This window comes from Flavobacterium sp., from assembly GCF_027531905.1.
GTDB lineage: Bacteria > Bacteroidota > Bacteroidia > Flavobacteriales > Flavobacteriaceae > Flavobacterium.
The window spans coordinates 38,299-61,666 of the sequence record NZ_JAPZSU010000016.1 but is presented as its reverse complement, the minus strand read 5'-3'; the positions used below and the strand labels follow the sequence as shown (position 1 = coordinate 61,666).

General features: G+C 33.8%; 22 protein-coding genes and 1 tRNA gene. 18 read left to right on the top strand and 5 right to left on the bottom strand.

Features of this window, described 5'->3' with window-relative positions:
- The 4 genes from O9307_RS05385 (at position 1) to O9307_RS05370 (ending at position 3,541) form a co-directional block, all read left to right on the top strand.
- Positions 1 to 696, top strand: a complete 696-nt coding sequence (locus O9307_RS05385; protein WP_298296089.1) for an outer membrane lipoprotein carrier protein LolA — start codon at positions 1 to 3, stop codon at positions 694 to 696.
- Between the two features lie 6 nt (positions 697 to 702).
- Entirely contained in the window at positions 703 to 2,148 is a 1,446-nt protein-coding gene (locus tag O9307_RS05380; protein WP_298296087.1) for an LptF/LptG family permease, read from the top strand.
- An 8-nt stretch (positions 2,149 to 2,156) separates the two neighbouring features.
- Positions 2,157 to 3,290 (top strand): 3,4-dihydroxy-2-butanone-4-phosphate synthase, encoded by a 1,134-nt coding sequence (ribB, locus tag O9307_RS05375; RefSeq protein ID WP_298296085.1) that lies wholly within the window; start codon positions 2,157 to 2,159, stop codon positions 3,288 to 3,290.
- Between the two features lie 166 nt (positions 3,291 to 3,456).
- A tRNA-Ser gene (locus tag O9307_RS05370) sits at positions 3,457 to 3,541 on the top strand.
- A 152-nt stretch (positions 3,542 to 3,693) separates the two neighbouring features.
- On the opposite strand, the gene O9307_RS05365 is transcribed toward O9307_RS05370, so the two are convergent.
- Positions 3,694 to 3,834 carry a transposase gene (locus tag O9307_RS05365; RefSeq protein WP_298296183.1) on the bottom strand — a complete coding sequence of 47 codons (141 nt, stop codon included), beginning with the start codon at positions 3,832 to 3,834 and terminating at the stop codon, positions 3,694 to 3,696.
- Positions 3,835 to 4,028: 194 nt separating this feature from the next.
- Between O9307_RS05365 and O9307_RS05360 the strand changes: the two genes are divergently transcribed.
- The 8 genes from O9307_RS05360 to O9307_RS05325 all read left to right on the top strand — a co-directional run bounded on the left by O9307_RS05360 (position 4,029) and on the right by O9307_RS05325 (position 11,299).
- Positions 4,029 to 4,793, top strand: coding sequence for a YHYH protein (locus O9307_RS05360; RefSeq protein WP_298296083.1), 765 nt, complete (start codon positions 4,029 to 4,031; stop codon positions 4,791 to 4,793).
- Positions 4,794 to 5,363 carry a toxin-antitoxin system YwqK family antitoxin gene (locus tag O9307_RS05355; protein WP_298296081.1) on the top strand — a complete coding sequence of 190 codons (570 nt, stop codon included), beginning with the start codon at positions 4,794 to 4,796 and terminating at the stop codon, positions 5,361 to 5,363.
- The gene (locus tag O9307_RS05350; RefSeq protein WP_298296079.1) at positions 5,332 to 5,964 is read left to right on the top strand and encodes an SCO family protein; all 633 of its coding nucleotides are present in this window, start codon (positions 5,332 to 5,334) and stop codon (positions 5,962 to 5,964) included. The genes O9307_RS05355 and O9307_RS05350 overlap by 32 nt, the downstream gene beginning before the upstream one ends.
- Positions 5,965 to 6,853: 889 nt before the next feature.
- Positions 6,854 to 7,246 (top strand): hypothetical protein, encoded by a 393-nt coding sequence (locus O9307_RS05345; protein ID WP_298296077.1) that lies wholly within the window; start codon positions 6,854 to 6,856, stop codon positions 7,244 to 7,246.
- 145 nt (positions 7,247 to 7,391) lie between these two features.
- On the top strand, positions 7,392 to 8,375 hold the full coding sequence (locus O9307_RS05340) for a YHYH protein (RefSeq protein WP_298296075.1): 984 nt from the start codon (positions 7,392 to 7,394) through the stop codon (positions 8,373 to 8,375).
- 12 nt (positions 8,376 to 8,387) lie between these two features.
- The gene (locus tag O9307_RS05335; protein ID WP_298296074.1) at positions 8,388 to 9,488 is read left to right on the top strand and encodes a HupE/UreJ family protein; all 1,101 of its coding nucleotides are present in this window, start codon (positions 8,388 to 8,390) and stop codon (positions 9,486 to 9,488) included.
- Between the two features lie 48 nt (positions 9,489 to 9,536).
- On the top strand, positions 9,537 to 10,547 hold the full coding sequence (locus O9307_RS05330) for a sensor histidine kinase (RefSeq protein ID WP_298296072.1): 1,011 nt from the start codon (positions 9,537 to 9,539) through the stop codon (positions 10,545 to 10,547).
- Positions 10,544 to 11,299: a LytTR family DNA-binding domain-containing protein gene (locus O9307_RS05325; protein ID WP_298296070.1), complete on the top strand. Its 756-nt coding sequence runs from the start codon at positions 10,544 to 10,546 to the stop codon at positions 11,297 to 11,299. Before O9307_RS05330 ends, O9307_RS05325 begins: the two co-directional genes overlap by 4 nt.
- Positions 11,300 to 11,528: 229 nt before the next feature.
- Here the strand turns inward: O9307_RS05325 and O9307_RS05320 are convergent, their stop codons facing one another.
- Positions 11,529 to 12,227, bottom strand: a complete 699-nt coding sequence (locus O9307_RS05320) for a DUF1826 domain-containing protein (RefSeq protein ID WP_298296068.1) — start codon at positions 12,225 to 12,227, stop codon at positions 11,529 to 11,531.
- Between the two features lie 164 nt (positions 12,228 to 12,391).
- Positions 12,392 to 13,486 (bottom strand): redox-regulated ATPase YchF, encoded by a 1,095-nt coding sequence (gene ychF, locus O9307_RS05315; RefSeq protein WP_298296065.1) that lies wholly within the window; start codon positions 13,484 to 13,486, stop codon positions 12,392 to 12,394.
- Positions 13,487 to 13,709: 223 nt separating this feature from the next.
- On the opposite strand from ychF, the gene O9307_RS05310 reads away from it, so the two are divergent.
- Complete coding sequence (locus O9307_RS05310) at positions 13,710 to 16,364, top strand: TonB-dependent receptor (protein WP_298296063.1); 2,655 nt, start codon at positions 13,710 to 13,712, stop codon at positions 16,362 to 16,364.
- Positions 16,365 to 16,455: 91 nt separating this feature from the next.
- The gene (locus O9307_RS05305; protein WP_298296061.1) at positions 16,456 to 17,202 is read left to right on the top strand and encodes a class I SAM-dependent methyltransferase; all 747 of its coding nucleotides are present in this window, start codon (positions 16,456 to 16,458) and stop codon (positions 17,200 to 17,202) included.
- Between the two features lie 20 nt (positions 17,203 to 17,222).
- On the opposite strand, the gene O9307_RS05300 is transcribed toward O9307_RS05305, so the two are convergent.
- Positions 17,223 to 18,386: a hypothetical protein gene (locus O9307_RS05300; protein WP_298296059.1), complete on the bottom strand. Its 1,164-nt coding sequence runs from the start codon at positions 18,384 to 18,386 to the stop codon at positions 17,223 to 17,225.
- Between the two features lie 232 nt (positions 18,387 to 18,618).
- The gene (locus O9307_RS05295; protein ID WP_298296058.1) at positions 18,619 to 18,969 is read right to left on the bottom strand and encodes a 4Fe-4S dicluster domain-containing protein; all 351 of its coding nucleotides are present in this window, start codon (positions 18,967 to 18,969) and stop codon (positions 18,619 to 18,621) included.
- Positions 18,970 to 19,111: 142 nt separating this feature from the next.
- Here O9307_RS05295 and O9307_RS05290 point away from each other — a divergent pair, with 142 nt between their 5' ends.
- From O9307_RS05290 to O9307_RS05275, 4 genes are all read left to right on the top strand, one after another.
- A complete protein-coding gene (locus tag O9307_RS05290) occupies positions 19,112 to 20,173 on the top strand; it encodes an acyl-CoA reductase (protein WP_298296056.1) in 1,062 nt (353 codons plus the stop codon).
- A 90-nt stretch (positions 20,174 to 20,263) separates the two neighbouring features.
- Positions 20,264 to 21,334, top strand: a complete 1,071-nt coding sequence (gene serC, locus O9307_RS05285) for a 3-phosphoserine/phosphohydroxythreonine transaminase (protein ID WP_298296054.1) — start codon at positions 20,264 to 20,266, stop codon at positions 21,332 to 21,334.
- Positions 21,335 to 21,525: 191 nt separating this feature from the next.
- Positions 21,526 to 22,476, top strand: coding sequence for a D-2-hydroxyacid dehydrogenase (locus O9307_RS05280; protein WP_298296052.1), 951 nt, complete (start codon positions 21,526 to 21,528; stop codon positions 22,474 to 22,476).
- A 98-nt stretch (positions 22,477 to 22,574) separates the two neighbouring features.
- Complete coding sequence (locus O9307_RS05275; RefSeq protein ID WP_298296050.1) at positions 22,575 to 23,132, top strand: DUF937 domain-containing protein; 558 nt, start codon at positions 22,575 to 22,577, stop codon at positions 23,130 to 23,132.
- Positions 23,133 to 23,368: the final 236 nt, after the last annotated feature.

Sequence of the window (23,368 nt, the reverse complement as noted above, 5' to 3'; positions counted from 1 at the left end):
ATGTTCCCTAGTATTCAAAACTCCCTTGTTCATTCAAATAACAAGTTTCAATCTATTTTGTCGTTCTTTACTACAATCGCCTTATTTTTTGTTATTTTTTCATCATCAGCCCAAGACAAAAAAGCAAAAGCCCTATTAGAACAAGTTACTAGCAAAGTAAAAAGCTACAACAACATTACCATTGACTTTAAGTATAGTTTGCAAAATGCCAAAGAAAACATCAATCAAGATAGCAAAGGAAATGTTACCTTAAAAGGAAACATGTACGTGCTCAATTTCATGGGCGTTACCAAACTTTTTGATGGCAAAAAGACCTATACTATCGTTCCTGAAGATGAAGAAATTACGATTTCTAAATTGAATGAAAATGACGATAACGCTATTACCCCTTCAAAAATGTTGACTTTTTTCAACTCGGGTTACAAATACACCATGGACATTGTTCAAGATGTTAGAGGTCGAAAAATACAATATGTAAAACTGGTTCCAACAAATGCAAAAGATCAAAGAAAGGAAATCCTACTAGGAATTGACATTCGAACTAAGCATATTTACAACTTAATCGAATTTGGAAAAAAAGGAACGAAAACCACACTTACCGTTAATTCTTTTAAAACTAATCAGCCATTATCAAAAAATCAATTTACCTTTGTGCCGAGTAAATACCCCAATTACTACATCAATAAATTAGATTAAACATAGGTGAAGATACTTGACAAATATTTATTAAAATCCTTTTTGATTACATTTACTACGGTTTTTGTTATCCTTTTTTTCATCTTTATTCTCCAAACGGTTTGGCTTTTTATAACAGAATTAGCTGGAAAAGATTTGGATTTTATAATGATAATCAAATTCTTACTGTTTGCCATGCCAAGGATTATTCCTTTGGTTTTACCACTTTCCGTTTTATTAGCCTCCATCATGACTTTTGGAAGTTTTTCCGAAAATTATGAATTGGCAGCCATGAAATCATCTGGAATATCATTACAACGTTGCCTTCGTTCTTTAGTAATTTTTATCTGTTTCTTGAGCGTTGTGGCGTTTATGTTTGCCAATAACGTAATTCCCTATGCCGAATATAAATTTATGAGTTTCAGAAGAAACATTGCTCAAGTAAAGCCAGCTTTGGCTATAGCTGAAGGACAATTCAACACGGTTGGAATTTACAACATCAAAGTGAACAAGAAAACCGGAGAGAAAGGTAATTTTTTGAGCGGGGTTACCATTCATAAAAAATCATTAATGGGCGACGGTAACAAAACCGTAATCAAAGCCAAAACTGGCGAATTGATTAGCAACGAAGAATCAAATTTATTGCAATTGGTATTAAAAGATGGCTATTATTATGAAGACGTAACACCCAACAAATATGAAGATCGAGAAAAAATGCCTTTTGTAAAAAGTTCATTTAAGAAAGATATCATCAACATTGATTTGTCAAAGTTAAACACAACAACCGTTGAAGAAGACGATGATGACAACAAAGGAATGCTTGACGTATCGGAACTAAGCTATACCATCGATTCCTTGTCAAAAAGTAAAGCTACAGAGGTCAAATCTTTTTCTGAAAACATCAATCAGAGAGTCACTAACCCATTAAACTCTAGCACAACCCCAACGAATGACACGGTAAAAAAAGCAAAAAAGATCAATCCCAATGATCCACTAGCCATATTTACAGATGACGAAAAAGCAACCGTTTACAAAAATGCTTTAGCCAATACACAAAGTACTATTCTAAGTATTGACGGTACTCTTTCTGATTTGAATTTAAAGCAAAAAAACATCAACAGCCATAAATTTGTCATTCATGAGAAATTTGTAATTGCCTATGCGTGCTTCTTGATGTTCTTCATTGGCGCTCCATTAGGAGCTATTATACGAAAAGGTGGTATTGGACTTCCTATAGTATTTGCGGTTTTGATATTTATCACCTTCCATTTTATAAACACCTTCGGAAAAAGAGTTTCGCAAGAAGACGGCCTCACCCCTTTCATGGGAGCTTGGATAGCTTCTATAATACTAACTCCTTTGGCTATTTTGTTAACCTATAGAGCCATCAACGACATTGGTATCATCAATATGGATCGTTTAACAGAACCCTTTCAAAAATTGGTTAAAAAATTATTCCCTTCTAAAAATTAATACTACACATGGTAGCAGATAAAATACAACTCAATACAATTGAGGAAGCAATTGAAGACATTCGTCAAGGCAAAGTCATTATTGTAGTTGACGATGAAGACAGAGAAAATGAAGGTGATTTTTTGGCTGCTGCCGAAAAAGTAACACCCGAAATGATCAACTTCATGGCAACTCACGGAAGAGGACTAATATGCGCACCACTTACCGAAAGTCGTTGCAAAGAACTTGGATTGCATGTAATGGTAAGTAACAATACTGATCCAATGGAAACCGCTTTTACTGTTTCGGTAGATTTGAGAGGTAATGGAATTACTACAGGAATTTCTGCTGCTGATAGAGCAAAAACCATTCTCTCTTTGGTGGATGCTAATACAAAACCACACGACCTAGCTCGTCCAGGACATATCTTCCCGCTTATCGCTAAACAAGGCGGTGTTTTGAGAAGAACAGGACATACAGAAGCTGCGATTGATTTTGCGCGTTTAGCAGGCTTTAAATCTGCTGGAGTCATTGTAGAAATCATGAACGAAGACGGAACCATGGCTCGTTTGCCTCAATTAGTCAAAGTGGCTAAAAAATTCGATTTGAAATTGGTTTCGATAGAAGCATTAGTTGCTTATAGAATGCAACACGACAGTCTAATTGTTAAGAAAGAAGATTTCGACATTCAAACCCGTTTTGGCACCTTTAGATTACGTGCGTATCAACAAACCACCAACAAACAAGTCCATATTGCCTTGACCAAAGGCACATGGAATTTAGGAGAGTCTATTTTAACAAGAATCAACTCTTCACAAGTAAATAATGATCTACTAGGCACCTTGACCAACAACGCCGACAAACAGTTGGACGACATGTTTACCACCATCAACAAAGAAGGTAAAGGAGCGGTAATTTTCATCAATCAAGACATGCAAGCGATAAACTTGTTGAGCCGAATTGCTGAATTGAGAGAATTACAAGCCAACGGTGAACTCAAAGCGCCTAAAATAAAAATTGATAGCAAAGATTTTGGTATTGGAGCACAAATTCTTCACGACCTTGATATTTCAAAAATACGTCTAGTAACCAATTCTGCTCACGAAAAACGCGTTGGAATGATAGGCTACGGCCTTGAAATTACAGAATACGTAAACTATTAAGCTTTTATATATTTTTTTTTATTTTTTTTCTTCTCCTAAAACATAGAAAATGAAATGATTAAAAAAAAGCTCAAAAAAAAGGTGCAATTTTTATAAAAATTCATTTGCACAACCAAAAAAGAGTCTTATATTTGCACTCGCAATCACGAAATGATAGCGACTTACTGGAGAAATGGCAGAGCGGTCGAATGCGGCAGTCTTGAAAACTGTTGACTGTAACAGGTCCGGGGGTTCGAATCCCTCTTTCTCCGCGAAAAGCACCTCAACGAGGTGCTTTTTTCATTTTAGCATTCTTCTCTGTTTTTCAAAAATTCAAAAGTTAGTAGTAGAAATCCAATCAATACTACTTTATTATGCCTACCTTTTTATATCATTTTATTGGATCAAGTTCAAAAGTTGGGGATTAAGCAAAAATATTGGATAATCTGAATAAGAAGAAATCTATTTTTCTTACCCCTCTAAACTGACTTCTAAAGGCTTTTATTTTTGCATTAAAAGATTCCGCAGCTGCATTTGTACTTCTATTGTCAAAGTAGTTTAGTATTGATTGTTATTGTATTTAGAACAATGCTGAAGTTTTAATCTGAACATCAGTAATCATTCCAACTTGTTTGTCTCGGATTTTACTTGCCATTAAAAAAATACAATTCAATACGATTTTTCAACAACTCAACAGTAACTACCTATTAATAAAGTTATTAACTTTATACATTTGAAAAAACTTAATATGAATAAGCTATGAAAAAATTTAAAACAAGTATTTTGGTTTGTCTCGGAATTGCCATTTTCCAAACTAGTTGTAGTTCTGACAGTTCTTCCGATGATTCTTCTAACACTTTTGAAGTACCGGCTGTTTATAAAAAAATATACGGAGCAACCAGTATCACCAGTGATGGAACCTATATTTATATTAAAACTAAAAACCTTCCGGATCACAAAAGCCCTTATTATGCAACAACAAACGCATTATACGAAGCCTACAGTGGAACTACCTTTGGAGGAACTACTTTTGCTAAAAATCCAAATTCAATTGTTGAACAAACGGCTACATTGAAAATTCCTTTGAATCCTACGGTTGCTGCTACTCATGCTGCAACGCCTTTGGGAGCAATGGGAATTGCTTTAAACGGAGTTGCCTTGTTCAATCAATATGCAGGGCCAAACAATCAAGCTTTGACAAGCGAAATTGCTTCTTTCGACAAATATTACGGACATCCACAACAGCAAGGGGTGTATCATTATCATGTGGAACCATTGTATTTAACAACTGTAAAATCTACGAAATCAGGATTGATGGGATTTTTATTGGATGGATTTCCTGTTTATGGACCAAAAGAGGAAAGTGGAGCTACAGTCACTAATGCCATTTTAGATGTTTATCACGGTCATACTCATGCAACGGTTGATTATCCAAACGGAATTTATCATTACCATTTTACAGACGAAGCACCCTATTTAAATGGAAACGGCTTTTATGGAACACCCGGAACGATTTCTCAGTAAATGAAATTTATTCTTCAGGTTTTTTTATTGCTTTTTGTTTGTTCCTGCTCAAATAATGAGTCAAAGGTTCCTAAAAAATATGTTTTAAAATCATCAACTGAAATTAGAATAGTAAATGATGTAGTTTACTTTAATAAGGATAGATTTTCGGGCTATTTATTTGATATTTATCCGAATAAAGACACTATTGCTGTTGAAGGTTTTGTTGATGGAAAACTAGAAGGTAATTGCAAAAAATGGTATCCCAATAAGCAACTTTTGGAAGAACGTTATTATTCTAAAGGAAAAAAAAATGGGAAACAAATTGCTTATTGGGTAAACGGAAAGAAACGATTTGAGTTCATGGCAGTCAATGATGCTTATGAAGGCGAATTAAGAGAATGGACCTTTGATGGAAAATTAAGTCATCTGGGACATTTCAAAAACGGGCAAGAAGAAGGTGCACAAAAATTATGGTATGATACAGGCAAAATTAGAGCCAATTATGTCATTATAAATGGAAAAAGATATGGATTATTGGGAACAAAAAATTGCAAAAATGTATCGGATAGTATTTTTAGTGTTAAGTAGCGTTATGCTATTAAGTTGTTCAAAGAAAAATGACGTAGCTATTCATTTACCTTATTACAACGAACCGACTTTTTCGCCTCTTTTTATTACAGATACTTCTGAAATAACGCATACAATTGCTGATTTTAGATTTTTAAATCAAGATAGCGTTTTCATTTCTCAAAAAGATATTAAAGGCAAAATTCACGTTGCTAATTTTATTTTTACCACGTGCGGAAGTATTTGTCCCATAATGACCACTAACCTTAAAATCGTAAATGATAGCTTAAAAAATCATTCCGATATCGTTTTACTTTCTTATTCTGTAACGCCTTGGATTGATTCGCCAACGGTTTTAAAAAACTATAAAAAACAAAATAAAATAGCAAACCCCAATTGGCATTTTTTGACAGGTGCTAAAAATGATATTTATCGTTTAGCGCGTAAATCATATTTTGCCGAAGAAGATATTGGCTTCAGCAAAGACAGTTCCGAATTTTTGCATACCGAACACTTTATTTTGGTCGACAAAACCAAAAGAATAAGAGGAATATACAATGGCACTTTGACATTAGAAATGCAACAAATGCTAGAAGATATTAAGTCTTTAGAAAAAGAATGAACCAAAAAGATATGACATTAGCATCACTTATTTGGTTTACAAAAAATTAGTAATGCCTACTATCGTAGTTGCTTGGGTAAAGAGGGTATTGTAGCTATTGCCATGGAAGAAGCGTTTTTAAAATTAGATGTTTTACAAATGCGGGCGGGAGCGCATACAATGTCATTAAGTTAAGAGATTTTAGATTGAAGATTAACGATTCTTGACCCGAGCGGCAGCGAACTCAATGTCATTAAGTTAAGGGATTTTAGATTGAAGATTAACGATTTTTGATTTTAGATTTTGGAGGAAGTGAATAAAAAATTACATGATTTTCAGCATCTTATACATCAGCAATCAAAAATCGTTAATCAAAAATCAGCAATCATTTTATCATTTATTCCTTAACTTAATGACATTGGCAGCGAACTGGCGAAGCATTTTAGATTTTGTAGCAAGTGAGTAAAAAATTACATGCTTTTCAGCATCTTATACATCAGAAATCAAAAATCGTTAATCAAAAATCAGCAATCATTTTATCATTTATTCCTTAACTTAATGACATTGGTAGCGCATATACACGGATTGATTTAGCCAGTTCGCAAGCTTCTGGTAAGGTAGTCTTATCATCGGATGCCTATTCTGATTTTTATAAAAATTATTATCGTTTAGATAGTAAAGGAGGTTTTGTACTTATAGAGTAAAAATAAAAAGTTACCCAAACCACATCTCTTGACGTTCAAAACGCTATTAATCAAAACCATGTGTTTTCACAAACTTATGGTAGACAAAAAAAAAAAACGGTACGATACACGTATCAACTAGGTCGCTTTCCTAATTTGTTGTAGAAAATTCAGTTTTAAATCAAAGGAAAACAGAAAAATTAGAAGTAATTAAATTTTAAACAATTATGAAATTAGTTAATGTAGTAACCGTCTGTCTTAGTCTTTTATTTACCAGTATTTGCTTGGCTCAACCTCACGATAGCAAAGGACTCAGACCTCCTACCCTAGAACAACGGTTAAAAATGGTTTCGGAAAAAATATGCCTACCGCTCAAACTAGACAAAAACCAAACAAAAAAAGTAGGTGATGTATTCAAAGATTTTTTTACAGAAATGGATAAGTCAATTGATTCAAAAACGAATCCACCTCGTATGCCCGAAAAATCAAAAGTAGAAGCACTAGCAAAAATAAGGGACAATAAAATTAAAAAAATAATTCCAGAAAATTTATTCGACAAATACCTCGAACTCGAAAAAACGACTCGTCCACCTCGAGAAGGAAATCCTCATATGAACTAAAAAAAAAAAAAATAAACAACTATTCGTACAAGGTGGCTATCATGAAATAAGTATTGAAACTTAAATCCTTGTTCTTTAAATAGTATTGAATAAAGTTTTTACAAAGAGATTATGATCGCTTCACTAACCATTAAAAAAAATTAAAATGAATGTAAAAAAATTTCAAATAAACCATTTTACAGTGTGTTTATTCCTAATGACAACTATTCTAAGTTGTAGTAAAAGCAATGATGAGGATCAAATCACTGATACCAATTCTATAGTGGTAAATGTAGATCCTACAAATTTTCTAGCTGGGGGATTATCGGAACCTATTAGTGTAGTTTCTAAAACGTTATCCAACGGATCAACTGTTGATTGCTATAAAATTGTAACCAAAAGTACCCCAACTGACCATGCGCAAGGCCCTTGGTGCCCGTCAAATATTAGCGATGATAAAAGCAAAGGAGGAATTTGGTTAGAAGGTGGTAACGTATACGATGTGGATGGCGCATTTATCCAAAACTTAGCCACTTTTTACAAAAATACTACTTGGCAAATGTACAATACTACTACTGGAGCTATAACCAAAACGCTAACGCAAGCAGATTGTCAAGCGGCTGCAAACCCAAATGTGGGTGCTGCCTATAAAAACTATTGCGTAGAATGTTTACCGTCTTACGTTTCTACGTTAACAAAAACAATTTATATTCCTGTCAAACCAATAAAATTAACCTCTCCTATCAGTTTTGGTGCAGGACCAGGATCAACAGGTCCTTCTACTAGAGGAATTGCATTCAATGGGGTAATTTTTGATGCTCCAGCACCTGTAAATGCAATTTTAGGTGCTTATACGTTAGCACCGTTTGATGATGCAGGAGGACATATCAATTTGGGTGCAGGGTATCACTATCATGCTGCAACAGGAATGACAACAAAAAAATTACAAACCGATGGTCATGCTGCTATGATAGGTTACGCATTAGACGGTTTTGGAATGTACGAAAGATTAAGTGCTTCAGGAGCAGAATATACTGATTTAGACGCAAGTCGCGGGCATACAGATGCTACGCGAGGGTATCATTACCATGTAGATAAAGCAGGGGCAAATAATTTTATTAATAGTTTAGCTGGCGCTTACGTAAATTAAAATACTTTTAAAATGATGAAATTCACTCATTTATTGATCGTGTTTTTTTTTATAAATGTTGCTTATGCACATCAACCAGATTTCTCTAATTTGATGATTTATGAGAAAGATGGTAAAAAAATAGTAGTCTTAAAAAGTTCCCTCACCGCATTTGAAGGTGAGGTGGACTTCTATTTTAAAAAAGGAGCCTACAAAACTCCCGAAGAATTCATCCAACTAGTTATCAAACATTTCAAAAATAATTGCCAAATAACTATTAATAATGAAACCGTAGATCTTACAAATCTGAGCGTTATTCTTGGACATGAAACCACCTTGTTTGCAGAATTAAAGTATAAACAAACAGATATTAAATCTTTCTACATTAAAAACACATTTTTTAAAAACACACCCAACAATCAATGCGAATTTATTTTATTATGGAAAGATTTCCCGCAATATCAGTGTGTTCTAAACAATTTTAACAACCAAGAAGTTAAGCTAACTTTAACTAATAATAAATGGTTAATGGATACAACAATTGACCATTCATTTGCTGCTACAATTAGCACATTTTATCAATTTACAGTAGAGGGATTCAAGCATGTGTTACCTTTGGGATTGGATCATATTCTATTTATTTTGGCTTTATTTTTTTTGAATTCAAATTTAAAATCAAGTATCATACAGGCCAGTATGTTCACACTAGCACATTCAATAACCTTGATTTTAACAGGCATTGGATGGATTAATCCAAACCTAAACATTGTCGAGCCACTTATTACCTTTTCCATTGTTGTAATGGCGTTACAAAACATTTTTTACCCCAAAATAAATCATACACGATTGCTATTGATTTTTTTATTCGGATTGCTGCATGGTCTTGGATTTGCAAGTGCCTTTTTGAATTTACATCTACCCGAAAAGTCAACAATAAATGCTTTGCTGGCCTTTACTTTTGGAATAGAGCTGGCACAAGTCTTTATAATACTTGCCGTATTTTTTTTATTTACAAAATGGTTCATTACTAAAATTTGGTATCAAAAATATTTTACAAAAATAGTTTCCATTGTAATAGGACTAATCGCGCTTATTTATACGTTTCAAAGAACTATTTTAATGTTAGATACATAGCAAACTAATTGATTTCTTTACAAATTTTATTTATAAATTACATATTTAATGAAAAATTCAAGAATTGAAATCGTCAACAAATTAGGGATTACAATTGCAATCACCCTTTTTTTCAAAATCGTTTTTTTTCGATTAGATGAATTTCTTGATTGGGACTTACTATTTATAGCCGCAATTGTACTAATCATTTGGCAAGGCAATGAAAGTATAGACCAATTACTCAACAAGAGCAACCCTTGGATTGTAAATGCAAAAAAAAGGCTGATTATTCAGAGTATGCTAACGGTGGTCTATACCTCAATCACCCTATTTGCTTTGATGTATATATTGCATCAATTACGATTTGGAGATGGTCGGGTTATCAATCGTAAAATGATAGAAATTTTTCCTCCAGCAATTCTATTTACCCTTGCTCTTTTGGCTATCAAGATTGGTATTGAATTTTTTAATGCTCTGAAAAACAGCTTATTTGAAGTCGAAAAATACAAAACCGAAAGCATCAACGCTCAATTGCAAAATTTGAAAAGCCAACTTAATCCTCATTTTCTATTCAATAATTTGAGTGTTTTAACTTCGTTAGTGTATAAAAATCAAGACAAAGCTGCTTTTTTTATCAATGAACTTGCCAAAGTCTATCGCTATGTTTTGGATACAAAAAATGCCGAATTAGTGCCTTTGCAAGAAGAATTAGCGTTTTTAAATCATTATATTTACTTGCAAAAAATACGATTTGAAGACAGTATTTTGTTCGAATTTAATGTCGAGGAGCATAAAAAAAATGATTTCTTATTACCAATGTGTTTGCAAATGTTGGTAGAAAATACGATTCAGCACAACGAAACCTCTCAAGCCAATCCGTTGAAAGTTTTAATTTATACGCATCACAATACATTAATCATCGAAAATCCAATTTTGCCTAGAAGCAACGTTACAAACAGTACTAAAACAGGCTTGAAAAATATAGAACAACGCTATTCCTTTTTCACCGATGAAAAAGTGATTATTGAAAACAACGGTGTGATTTTTAAGGTAACTTTGCCTTTAATTCAAAAGAAATGAAAGTTGTAATTATTGAAGACGAAAAGTTGTCGGCGGAACATTTAACCGTTCTTTTACAAAAAATTGATTCCTCAATTATTGTGATAAAGTATTTTGATACCATTACGGCTTCCGTCACTGCTTTTAAAGAAGGGTTAGATGCTGATTTAATCTTCATGGATATTCATTTGGCAGATGGCAATAGTTTTGAAATTTTTAATCAAATAAAACTCGAAATTCCTATTATTTTCACCACAGCTTTTGATAATTATGCTATTCAGGCCTTCAAACAAAACAGCATTGATTATTTATTGAAACCCATTGCTCTACAAGAATTGCAATTTGCAATGGAGAAGTTCAAAAAACAGCAACAATTAGAACATAAAGACATTATTTCGAGCATTGCCAAAGCTTATCAGCTAGTAAATAAAGAGTATAAAACTCGTTTTTTAGTCAAATCAGGCCAAACGATCGATACCATAAAGACCGAAGAAATTCATCATTTTGAAACCAGAGAAAGTTTGTCCTTTTTGGTAACCAATAAGGGCAGTCAACATTTAATCGATTATACCTTAGACCAACTCGAAACGCTATTGCAACCCAAAAATTTCTTCCGCATCAACAGAAAAATAATTTTACACATACAATCTATTGAAAAAGTGAATACTTATTTCAATAGTCGTTTGTCCATTTCAACGAAATTTTTAGATACCGATGCCAAAATTGTAAGCAGGGAAAGGGTTAATGATTTTAAAAAATGGTTGGATAATTAAAATTCATACGGAAGAAAACAGGTTTGTAATCGTCATTACTTGTTATACTTCGAGGCCAAACTGAATAGTTCAACAAAAGCAAGGATTCACGAATCTTTTTTGAAGATGCAGTACTTTTCTAATTGAAAGTAAACATTGGAGAACCAAGCGGAGCGTATCTTGAACGCCTCTAAAACTAAAAGCTCTTAAAAAAATTCTCGGCTTTGAAGAAAAAAAGACGTACTGAATATCAACAAATCAACAACAAGCGAAATTCACCTTCATTTTCTACGGGTGCTCTGTGAATACATGGTAAGACTTGTTGTTTGGGATGATCTACCGCTAGACGCCAAAGATGACCATTCCCCAAATTAATCGGTTGAGCATTGGGCTTAGCTTGATAATGCAAATCAAAATAATTTTCTTTCAAAAAATCTTCAAATTCCTCGGATGGACCTTCATGCAAAGCTTCTAGTTTTTTTCTGATTTCTGGAATTAGAATTTTCTGCTCCGCTTGGTCATTTGGAATAATATCGCTGGCCGCTCCGTGATACGTACATAAAAAGGTATCCGTAGCGATGGGAGAACGATCCACATGATAAGAATACACATCCGTAGCGATAAAATCAAATTCATCGTCACGGTCATAGCATTTCAATAAATTTAGAGAGGGAGAAGCTCCAAAATAAGTCAATAATCGTAAATCGTTTAAGATAATTTCTCTCGCTTTATTTCCATCTTCTGATAACTGAAGCGCTATTAAATCCTTAGGAAAAATTTCAGTTATATTTTCTTTCAGTTGCAGTTGACTTACAAGGGCTGCAAAATCGCCTTCCAAATTCCGGTACCAACATAAGGCATTCATTTCATCTTTAAACTCCGTTTCCACTAGATCCGTAAAAGACGAGACGGTACCAATTTGGTTGTTTTCAGAAAATATATTGCTCATAATAGTAAATAAAAAAGCGAGTAAATGAATGAGAGGCAAAATTATGAAATTCTTGGACTAGTCTAAGCATTATTACTTTCCATCATGCAATCCCCCTCAAAAACCACCAAAAAAAACCGAGCAAATTGCTCGGTTCCTATTCTCATTATAGTAATAACGCTAAACTATACATTAAATCTAAAATGCATCACATCGCCATCTTTTACTACATATTCTTTTCCTTCAACTCTAAATTTCCCTGCTTCTTTACATTTTGCTTCTGATCCGTATTGCACAAAATCCTCATAAGCAATTACTTCGGCACGAATAAAACCTTTTTCAAAATCGGTATGAATAACACCCGCAGCTTGTGGAGCGGTTGCACCAATATTAATCGTCCAAGCGCGAACTTCTTTTACACCAGCGGTAAAATAGGTTTGTTGTTTTAATAATTTATATGCCGCACGAATTAAAACAGAAGCTCCAGGCTCTTGTAATCCCATATCTTCAAGAAACACTTGGCGCTCTTCATAGCTTTCTAATTCTGTAATATCAGCCTCTGCTCCTACTGAAAGTACGATTACTTCAGCTTCTTCATCTTTAACCAATTCGCGAACTTGATCTACATATTTATTGCCATTTACAGCCGAACTTTCATCTACATTACAAACATATAAAACGGGTTTTGCCGTAATCAATTGAAAACTTTCCAACAAAACTTCTTCATCGTTACTTTGAGGAAAAATAGTTCTTGCGGATTTGGCTTGCAAAAGTGCTTCTCTAATTCGGTCCAATAATGCTTTTTCGGTTTGTGCTTCTTTATTCCCAGTTTTGGCCGCGCGATTTACTTTTTCCAAACGTTTTTCAACATTCTCTAAGTCTTTTAATTGCAATTCAATATCAATAGTTTCTTTATCACGAATTGGGTTGACATTACCATCAACATGCACAATATTATCATTATCAAAACAACGTAAAACATGAATAATAGCATTACACTCTCTAATGTTTCCTAAGAATTGATTTCCTAAACCTTCTCCTTTGCTTGCTCCTTTTACCAAACCAGCAATATCTACAATATCTACTGTAGCCATTTGTACACGTTCTGGCTTTACTAATTGCTCCAATTTTTCAATTCTAGGATCGGGTACATTCACCACACCAATATTTGGTTCGATGGTACAAAAAGGAAAGTTTGCACTCTGCGCTTTGGCATTTGACAAACAATTGAACAAAGTTGATTTTCCAACATTCGGTAAGCCTACAATTCCTGCTTTCATAGTTTATATTTTTCCGAGAATTTAAAAACAATCCTCTTTTTAGCTATTATATTTTTTTAAAGTTTGCAAATATAAGATTTATAATATCCTTGTCGAAGAAGATTCTAACATTTATCAAAAGTTAACAAAAAAACCAAAAATATCAACATTTTTAATTTTGTTGTTAAATTTTACTATATTTATCCAAAATAAAACCAAACAATAACCAAAAACTTATTAATTTATGAAAAAACTAAGCTTATTATTTTTTCTTTTATGCTCCTTTATCATGGTAGCTCAAAAAGAAGTATCCGGTATGGTAAAAGACAATCAAGGAAATCCACTACCCGGAGTAAATGTAATCGAAAAAGGAACTTCAAATGGTACTTCAACCGATATGGATGGGAAGTACAAAATCCGAATCAACGAAGATTCTGCTTTAATTTTTAGTTATGTTGGATATAACACGGTAACTAAAACAACTTCTGGCACAGTACTAAATATCACTTTATCTGAAGAAGGTGGACAAAACCTACAAGAAGTAATAGTAACTGGAACTAGAACGGCTCCAAGAAGTAACACCACCTCAGCGCTTCCTATTGATGTCTTATCCTCTAAAGATTTAGTATCTACTGGTCAAGCCACTTTCGACAAAGCCTTACAGTATAAAATCCCATCATTTAACACCGTACAAACTCCTGTAAACGATGCTACTTCCTTACTTGACCCTTATGAAATTAGAAATATGGGACCGAGTAGAACATTAATTTTAATTAACGGAAAACGTAAAAATTTAAGTTCATTAGTATACGTTCAAACTTCTCCAGGACGTGGAGAAACAGGAGCGGATATTTCAGCTATTCCTACTGACGCTATCGAAAGGGTGGAGATTTTACGTGATGGTGCTTCTGCGCAATACGGCTCTGATGCAATTGCAGGGGTAATGAACATTATTTTAAAGAAAAACAGTAACACTGGATCGGCTACCTTAAGAACAGGTATAACTTCTGAAGGTGATGGAGAAATGCTTGGTGTAAGCATTAACAATGGTACCACGGTAGGTGACAAAGGTTTTTTAAACTATACGTTAGATTTTTCTAAAGTAAGCTTAGCCAATCGTCCTGGGACTGTTGATGCAGCAGGAGAAGCGGGAGATTTTGGAGCAAGTCTATCTGATGTTCAATCTTTTTTAGCAAAATACCCTGATGCTGGAAACATAAACGGCTCACCAGAAACACTTGCAGCAAAATTTTTAGTTAACGGAGGAAAAGACTTAAGCGAAAACACGCAGATGTACTATAATGCTGCGTATGTTTACAAAAAAGTAAATTCATTCGCCAATTACAGAACGCCTTATTGGAGAACTTTAGACCCAACAAATCCCTATCTAGCCGATTTTTTTGGTGATGGAACAGCAGCTTCTTACAAGGGATATGTACCAACTTTTGTTGGAGACCTAAACGATTACAATGCTACCCTTGGATTCAAAAACCAAACCAATGGCTGGAATACTGACGGAAGTATCACTGTTGGTGGAAATAGCCAAATCTATACCGTAGAAAACTCTCAAAACAGATCTGACTTGAAAGATGCTAATGGAAATAATATATACAAAGAAAACTCTCCTATTACATTCAAACCTGGAGGAACTAAATTCAACCACATCGTAGGTAACATCGATGTATCCAAAAATCTATCTGACAAAGTAAGTATTGGTTTTGGATCAGAGTTCAGAACTGAAACTTTTGAAGTTGTAGAAGGAGACAAAGCATCATGGGAAGGTCTAGGAGCTGACTCATTTGCTGGTAATCGTCCTGAAAATTCTGGAAAATGGAACCGTTACAACTTGGGTTTCTATGCCGATATCGCTTATGATGTTACCGAAGACTTTTTGCTAAATGGTACCTTACGCCATGAAGAATACAGTGATTTTGGTGGCGCAACAATTTGGAAATTAAGCACAAGATACAAATTCTTGGATGACAAAATTACTTTAAGAGGATCAGTCTCTACTGGATTTAGAGCACCAACTTTGCACCAAATTTATACTCAAAAAGCTCAATATTCATTTGTAGCTGGTCAAGGAATTCAATTGAGCGGTATTATCAATAATGTTTCACCACAAGCCCGTATCTTAGGAATTCCTTCTTTAAAAGCAGAAAACTCAACAAATATCACTATTGGAATCGGTGCTAAACCAACTAAAAACTTCAACTTCACCATTGATTACTACAACATTAAGGTAGAAGATAGAATTGTTTTAGGAGACAGACAAGACACTCAATTTGGAAATGTAGCTTGGTTTTCTAACTCCTTTGATTCAAGAACATCAGGATTAGATGTAGTAGCCAATTACAATAATTTAGAAATAGGCGCAGGAAAATTAGGTTTCAATTTATCTGGAAATATCACTTTACAAAATGAAAGAATTTCTGACGTAAGAAAAGGAGATAGTTTCGGACCAATTTTAGACGCTTTAACATTTACCTCAAGACCTAACACAAAATGGATTTTAGGTGCAAACTATGAAATTGGAAAATTTGGCTTCTCTCTAAACAATACTTATTTTGGAAAAACCACTTTCAAACAAGACGGTATGAGCAATGATTTGAGAACAGAATTTACTCCAAAAATTGTTACCGATTTAGGAATCAATTTCAATGCTACAGACAAATTGACTTTGGCTTTAAATGTAAATAATTTATTGAATGTTTTACCAGAATGGAAGTTTAAAGCAGAAAATGCAGCAGGGCAAGCCATTTTAAATGATCCTGCTAAAACTAAAACACAATACAATTTAATTACTTTTAATGGTCGTTATTCTCAAATGACGTATGATGGATACCATTTTAGCCAATTAGGAACTATGTTTAATTTATCATTGAATTACAAGTTCTAGTAAATTATAGAGTGCAGATTAAAAAGGGTTGTCAAAATGACAACCCTTTTCTTTTTAAAAATCATTATATTTATGATTCAAAAAAAATAGTATGGCAGACTTATACAATGATAAAATGGCTAGCATTTATGACGCCATGTATCAAACATTTATAAACTATACCGAAGAGTACAATTTCTACAGAAGCCTTTTAGAAAAACATCATTGCCAATCCGTTCTGGAAATAGGAAGCGGAACTGGTAACCTGGCCAAATTTTTTTCGCAAAATAGCTTTAATTATATCGGCTTGGATGTGAGTGAAGATATGATTGCAATTGCACAAAAAAGAACTCCAAAAAGTACTTTTATTCATGGAGACATGAGAGAGTTTACCTTAGAAAATCCCGTTGATTCTATTCTTATCACGGGGCGTTCTACTAGTTATTTGATTTCCAATGAAGATGTATATTATTGCTTTGAATCTATTCATCAAAACCTAAATCACGAAGGTATATTTGTTTTTGACTTTATTGATGCAAATCGGTACATTCCATATACCGAAAACCACAAAAACATACTGCATGAAGCCAATTGTGATGGAATTATTCATTACCGAGACAGCAATTGGAAGCTTACCACCTCAGATAATTTTTTGATGGAATGGACCGCGACCTATTATACGCTTCTCAATAATGAAAAGGAAGTAATTGCAGAAGATTTTTCTACGGTTAGAGTCTTTACTCTAAATGAAATACAGCTTTTTCTTTACATGAAAGGGTTCGAAATCCTTGAAATCATCGACAGAAAAACCTACGCTTACGACACTTATGTGATTGTAGCAAAAAAGAAAAAAATCTAAACTTATAGAGACAACAGAAATTACATGTTTTTTTCAATAATTGAAATAATACGCAACTCTTCATCAGTAGCCGTCAAACCTGAAAAGTCCCAATAGTTGGTCAAAATACTATTTCCTTTATTAATCAGTGATTTATTTTTAAAAACTTGAGGTTCTCGATAGGTATAATTTTGATTACTAAAATTAGTTGTAACTAGATAATTACTAACCTGAATGTTTTTAGTTTCTTTTTTATAAACTTTTTCAAAACCTATCTCTTCTTTAGAACTTACCAAAAAATAATTAGCATCCTCTACCCTATAGGTAGTCTTAAAATTTGACATATAAATATTTTTAGCACCAGTTTTTGTAGCATTTTCAGTCTTTGCTAAACTAATTTCAGATAATTTAGAACTCACTTCAATGATCAAATTTTTCTGTTTGTCATAAATAATCTTAAATTCATCCAGCAAGCCTTTGGAATTATCCAAAGGGGTAGCTGTCAAAACATAGTAGGTATCATTCTCAGAATAGGCACGGACCAAGAAATAGTAACTATCTTTAGCCTTGGGATCTAAAATTGGCGCTAAATACTTGAAAGTATAATAGTTTTCCATGATGTTATTGAGATTATATCCCAACAAATCAGCACTAACCTCTTCTTCTACGACCCCAAAAGAACGATTTTGTTCTACCAGAATTGTTGAATTTAACTTTTTTTGATCGCCTACGATCTGAAAGTTCAGCAAACCATCTGTATAGTAAGAATAAACACCGTTGAGTTTGAAAAACTCGCGACAAAACACCTTCAAACGTGCTGGTACATTGAATTTTTTTATAGAATTGGCTACCAAAGACTTTAATATTTTTTGAGGATGCTGACGAGTAACTATCAATTCGTCTAGTTTATTTAAGCTGCTTTTTAAATAAACAACATTACCACTTTGCTTGAGCATAGCCGGACGAACCGTAATGCTTACATAAGAAGGATGAGAAAACTGAATATTTGAATTTCCGTTTACCATATAACTAACTTCCCCTTCCTTATTGCTCATTAGGATTTGATTGGTTTTCGCAACCAAAACGGTAACATCTTCTATAGGAAGTTGCGTGTCTATATCTTTAACTATTAAAGTTCTTTCTACTTTCTGCGCTAAAACTAAAGTACTAGCCATTACTAAAAAGAATAAAAATATTCTCTTCATGTGAAGTGATTTTGTTACTTATTTAATTTAAAACTTTACTGGTTGTCATAAAAGTATAAATTAGTTGATGAAAAAAAGCAAAAAAAGAAAAATATATTCCTAAAATAAGCCCAAAAACAACCAAAACACTGAACATCAAGTAAATAAAAAACACAGAAAAGACACCAACAAAAAACAAAACAAAAAGACCCGAGTTTTGCTCGGGTCTATAGATAATAAAAAACTATTTATACTATTTGTTATGTAAAAACGATTGTCTGTTCAACAAAGTTTCTTCAGATTCTACGTGATTATCATCAGGAATACAACAATCAACAGGACAAACAGCCGCACATTGTGGTTCATCATGAAAACCTTTACATTCTGTACATTTTCCTGGTACGATGTAGTACACTTCGTCAGAAATTGGAGTTTGTGGTGCTTCAGCATCAATTTCAGTACCATCTGGTAAAATTACTTTCCCTTTTAGTTTGGTTCCATCTTTATAACGCCAATCGTCTGCGCCTTCATAAATTGCTGTATTTGGACATTCTGGTTCGCAAGCTCCGCAGTTGATACATTCGTCTGTAATAATAATTGCCATCTTTGACTAAATTTTTAATTAAAATTTAAAGTAGTTGTCTTTGTTTTCGATTTTCACAATAAAAAAACAACTGTTGTCTTTAGCTTCTAAAAAGCTTATTTTTGTGCAAAATTACAATCAAAAGATTTCATACACAAGCAATATGACATTAGAAACAAAAAAAAGTAAATTTGTTGAATTGGGTAAATTCTTAAGTCAATTTTCTTCTTTAGAAAACCCCATCAAAAATGAAGTACAGGGCAACGATCTCTTTTTTGACGAATGTCTTAATCTAATTGCTCTTTCTCAGTCGCATAACGGTTGGTATACCCCAGAACAAGTCTGTTTTGCCTTTCAATCTTGGGCGAAAGCATTAACGAAAGAAAAACTAGACCAATGGCTTTCTAAGTATGATTTTTCAGGAGTACAACCCAAAACAATTGCGCTAATATTGGCAGGAAATATTCCTTTGGTAGGATTTCATGACTTTCTATCGGTACTGATTTCAGGTCATAATGTACTAGTAAAAACCTCTTCGAATGACCAGCATTTACTTCCGTTTATAGCGAAATACCTAATCCACATTGCTCCTGAATTCAAAGAGAAAATCACTTTTGTCGAAGGAAAATTAGAAAATTTTGATGCCGTTATCGCAACAGGAAGCAACAACACGGCTCGCTATTTTGAATATTATTTCAAAGACAAACCTTCGGTAATTAGAAAAAACAGAAACTCGGTGGCAATTTTAACTGGTAAGGAAACTCGCGAACAATTGGAAGCTTTAGGAGAAGATATTTTTCGCTATTTTGGTTTAGGTTGTCGCAACGTCTCCAAACTTTTTGTTCCCAAAGACTATTCTTTTGTTCCTTTTTTTGAAGCCATCTTCACATATAAAGATGTCATTGAATATGAAAAATACGCCAATAATTACGATTACAATAAAGCTGTTTTCTTGATGAGCAATTTTAAGTTGCTTGACAATGGCTTTTTGACCATCAAAGAAGATCAAGGTTATGGTTCTCCAATATCTAGTGTTTTCTACGAATATTACGAAAACGTTGGAGATGTATTGCAACGCTTAAAAGATGAAAATGAGCACATTCAATGTATAGTTTCTAATAATTTAATCTCCAACAGTATTCCCTTTGGGCAAACTCAAAGCCCTGAATTATGGGATTATGCAGATAACATAGATACAATTTCATTTTTACTAACAATAAAGTAGAAAATTGTATAATTATTTCGAATAATTCAGCTTGTTTTCGAGTATGATTGTCGAAATTTGCATTTTTAATTTTTCGGATACTTACAAACCATGAAAAAACACAACTACAGCGCAGGACCCAGTATTTTACCTCAAGAAGTTTTTGAAAAATCGGCTCAAGCCATTTTAGATTTCAACAACTCAGGATTATCCATTTTAGAAATTTCACACCGCAGTAAAGACTTTGTTGCCGTAATGGAAGAAGCGAGAGCTCTTGCTTTAGACTTATTAGATCTAACAGGCAAAGGCTACCAAGCTTTATTCTTGGCCGGAGGAGCTAGTTTAGAGTTTATTATGGCGCCTTACAACTTAATGAAAGAAGGAGGTAAAGCGGCCTATTTAGATTCTGGAACTTGGGCTAGTGCTGCTATTAAAGAAGCTAAAACTTTTGGAGAAACGGTAATCGTGGCATCCTCCAAAGAACAAAACTACAATCATATTCCAAAAGAGTATACTGTACCGGAAGATGCAGATTATTTTCACTGTACGAGCAACAACACCATTTTTGGAACGCAAATGAAAGAATTTCCAAAATTAAATATTCCAGTTGTATGTGATATGAGTTCGGATATTTTTTCACGTGTTTTAGATTTCACTCAATTTGATATTATTTACGCAGGTGCTCAAAAAAACATGGGACCAGCAGGAACAACTTTAGTAGTGGTTAAAGAAGAGATTCTTGGCAAAAACGGTCGCGTGATTCCAAGTATGTTAGATTATGCTAAACACATCAAAGCAGAGAGTATGTACAATACTCCACCTGTTTTCCCTGTATACACTTCGCTATTGACTTTGCAATGGTTGAAAAACTTGGGAGGTGTAGCTGCCATCGAAAAAATCAATAATGAAAAAGCGGCTTTATTGTACAATGAAATCGACAGAAATCCATTGTTTAAAGGAACAGCTGCTGTAGAAGACCGTTCGAATATGAACGTAACTTTCTTATTGAACGACGAAGCACATAAAGATACTTTTGACTCGATGTGGAAAGCTGCTAACATATCTGGTCTTCCAGGTCACCGTTCTGTAGGAGGTTATAGAGCGTCTATCTACAATGCGATGCCAATAGAAAGTGTTCAAGTTTTGGTTGATGTTATGAAAGCGTTGGAAGCAGCGGTTTAATCGCTTAAACTAAATTTTCTTAAAAGCACATTCCCCTAGCCCCGATAGCAGTGGATATCCTTTTCTATTTTTTCTTTAAAAATAGAAAAGATAAGAACGGATAGCGGGATTAGCTCCTAAAAAAAATAAAAATATAGTATAGTTAATTCTTTGCTACAAACAAGGAATTAGAGAAACAAAATAAAAACAAAATGAAAGTATTAGCCAATGACGGAATTTCAAAAAGTGGAATTCTAGCTTTAGAAAAAGGTGGTTTTGAAGTAATCACTACAAAAGTGGCGCAAGAACAAGTAGCCAATTTTATTAATGAAAACAACGTAAGCGTTATTTTGGTAAGAAGTGCTACCAAAGTGCGCAAAGACATTATCGATGCTTGTCCTGGTATCAAAATTATTGGACGTGGCGGTGTTGGTATGGATAATATTGATGTGGACTATGCAAAAAGCAAAGGGATTCACGTAATCAACACTCCTGCTTCTTCATCAGAATCGGTAGCGGAATTGGTTTTTGGACATTTGTTTACAGGAGTTCGTTTTTTACACGACTCGAACAGAAATATGCCTCTTGAAGGCGATACCAATTTTGAAGGTTTGAAAAAAGCCTACGCTAATGGTACTGAACTAAGAGGAAAAACATTAGGAATTGTAGGTATTGGCCGTATTGGTCAAGCTACTGCAAAAATGGCTTTGGGATTAGGTATGAAAGTTATTGCAGCCGATAGTTTTATTCCTCAAGTAGATGTGAAAGTAGAATTTTTTGATGGGCAATCTATCACTACTACTATTGTTTCTCAATCTTTGGAATCATTGTTTCAAGAAGCAGACTTTATTACTTTACACGTACCAGCGCAAGACGGATACATCATTGGTGAGGAGCAATTGGCTACTATGAAAGATGGCGTAGGAATTGTAAACTGTGCTCGTGGTGGTGTAATTGACGAAGTAGCTTTAGTAAAAGCTTTAGACAGTGGAAAAGTTGCTTTTGCAGGTTTAGATGTTTTTGAAAGCGAACCAAAACCAGAAATGGCCATTTTGATGCATTCTAAAATTTCGTTGACACCACATATTGGTGCAGCTACAGGAGAAGCTCAAGACAGAATTGGAACAGAATTAGCCTCACAAATTATTGTATTGTTAGGATAATTTTAAGTCTCCAATATACCAAAAGGGTAATTTATTAACAGTAGTTATAAATTACCCTTTTTTATTTAAATTTGAGAATACTTTAAATCTAAAATCCTATGTTTAAACAATTAACACAATTAGTGCAGCAATTTGGAGAGGATGCTGTTGTAAAAAATAGTGCTATTCCGAATGAGCAAAACGAAGCTATCCTTCAAGAAGCTGGATCTTCAATTTTTTCAAGTTTACAAAACATGGCTTATGAAGGAGGAGTTGCGCAATTGGCAGGTTTGTTGCAAGGCAATACTGCTCAGGATAGTTCGAATCCTGCAGTCCAACAAATTACGCAACAACTGACTGGAAGTTTGAGTGAGAAATTCGGAATAAGCGGAGAAGCTGCTTCTGGTGTTGCTGGAGATATGATTCCGAAAATACTAGGAGGATTGATAGGCAAAGCCAATGACCCAAACGATAGTTTTCAAATTTCGGATATTATTGGCGCAATTGCTGGTAATAGTGAACAAGCTGGCGGTATTATGGATACTATTTCTAAGTACGGAACACAATTTGGTTTAGACCAAAATGCAGATGGTAAAGTAGATATTAGTGACGCCATGGATTTAGCAAAAGGCAGTGGCGGAATTGGAGGAATACTCGGTAAATTATTTGGCAAATAAAAGCTAAAAACATAGAGAAAAGCGTCATTTCCTTAAAAGAAATGACGCTTTTTTATGATAGAATTTACATTTTTCAGGTTCAGATTTTGTAAATTTCAATTTCAATAACTCGCTGGATGAAATTCAAAATAAAATATAAAATAAACCACATAGAACCATAGATTAATAGTAAATCAACATAGAAAAAAAAAAGAAAAAAAAAAAAAAGAAATAGCACTATTTCTCGCATAGATTAG

What these genes read in the sequence shown, in the direction of transcription:
- O9307_RS05305 (WP_298296061.1), top strand. Translation starts at nt 16,456, where the DNA reads ATGGCAGACTTATACAATGATAAAATGGCTAGCATTTATGACGCCATG.
- ychF (WP_298296065.1), bottom strand. Translation starts at nt 13,486, where the DNA reads ATGAAAGCAGGAATTGTAGGCTTACCGAATGTTGGAAAATCAACTTTG.
- O9307_RS05300 (WP_298296059.1), bottom strand. Translation starts at nt 18,386, where the DNA reads ATGAAGAGAATATTTTTATTCTTTTTAGTAATGGCTAGTACTTTAGTT.
- O9307_RS05350 (WP_298296079.1), top strand. Translation starts at nt 5,332, where the DNA reads ATGTATCGGATAGTATTTTTAGTGTTAAGTAGCGTTATGCTATTAAGT.
- O9307_RS05320 (WP_298296068.1), bottom strand. Translation starts at nt 12,227, where the DNA reads ATGAGCAATATATTTTCTGAAAACAACCAAATTGGTACCGTCTCGTCT.
- serC (WP_298296054.1), top strand. Translation starts at nt 20,264, where the DNA reads ATGAAAAAACACAACTACAGCGCAGGACCCAGTATTTTACCTCAAGAA.
- O9307_RS05275 (WP_298296050.1), top strand. Translation starts at nt 22,575, where the DNA reads ATGTTTAAACAATTAACACAATTAGTGCAGCAATTTGGAGAGGATGCT.
- O9307_RS05340 (WP_298296075.1), top strand. Translation starts at nt 7,392, where the DNA reads ATGAATGTAAAAAAATTTCAAATAAACCATTTTACAGTGTGTTTATTC.
- O9307_RS05310 (WP_298296063.1), top strand. Translation starts at nt 13,710, where the DNA reads ATGAAAAAACTAAGCTTATTATTTTTTCTTTTATGCTCCTTTATCATG.
- O9307_RS05280 (WP_298296052.1), top strand. Translation starts at nt 21,526, where the DNA reads ATGAAAGTATTAGCCAATGACGGAATTTCAAAAAGTGGAATTCTAGCT.
- O9307_RS05330 (WP_298296072.1), top strand. Translation starts at nt 9,537, where the DNA reads ATGAAAAATTCAAGAATTGAAATCGTCAACAAATTAGGGATTACAATT.
- O9307_RS05385 (WP_298296089.1), top strand. Translation starts at nt 1, where the DNA reads ATGTTCCCTAGTATTCAAAACTCCCTTGTTCATTCAAATAACAAGTTT.
- O9307_RS05290 (WP_298296056.1), top strand. Translation starts at nt 19,112, where the DNA reads ATGACATTAGAAACAAAAAAAAGTAAATTTGTTGAATTGGGTAAATTC.
- ribB (WP_298296085.1), top strand. Translation starts at nt 2,157, where the DNA reads ATGGTAGCAGATAAAATACAACTCAATACAATTGAGGAAGCAATTGAA.
- O9307_RS05325 (WP_298296070.1), top strand. Translation starts at nt 10,544, where the DNA reads ATGAAAGTTGTAATTATTGAAGACGAAAAGTTGTCGGCGGAACATTTA.
- O9307_RS05360 (WP_298296083.1), top strand. Translation starts at nt 4,029, where the DNA reads ATGAAAAAATTTAAAACAAGTATTTTGGTTTGTCTCGGAATTGCCATT.
- O9307_RS05335 (WP_298296074.1), top strand. Translation starts at nt 8,388, where the DNA reads ATGATGAAATTCACTCATTTATTGATCGTGTTTTTTTTTATAAATGTT.
- O9307_RS05345 (WP_298296077.1), top strand. Translation starts at nt 6,854, where the DNA reads ATGAAATTAGTTAATGTAGTAACCGTCTGTCTTAGTCTTTTATTTACC.
- O9307_RS05355 (WP_298296081.1), top strand. Translation starts at nt 4,794, where the DNA reads ATGAAATTTATTCTTCAGGTTTTTTTATTGCTTTTTGTTTGTTCCTGC.
- O9307_RS05295 (WP_298296058.1), bottom strand. Translation starts at nt 18,969, where the DNA reads ATGGCAATTATTATTACAGACGAATGTATCAACTGCGGAGCTTGCGAA.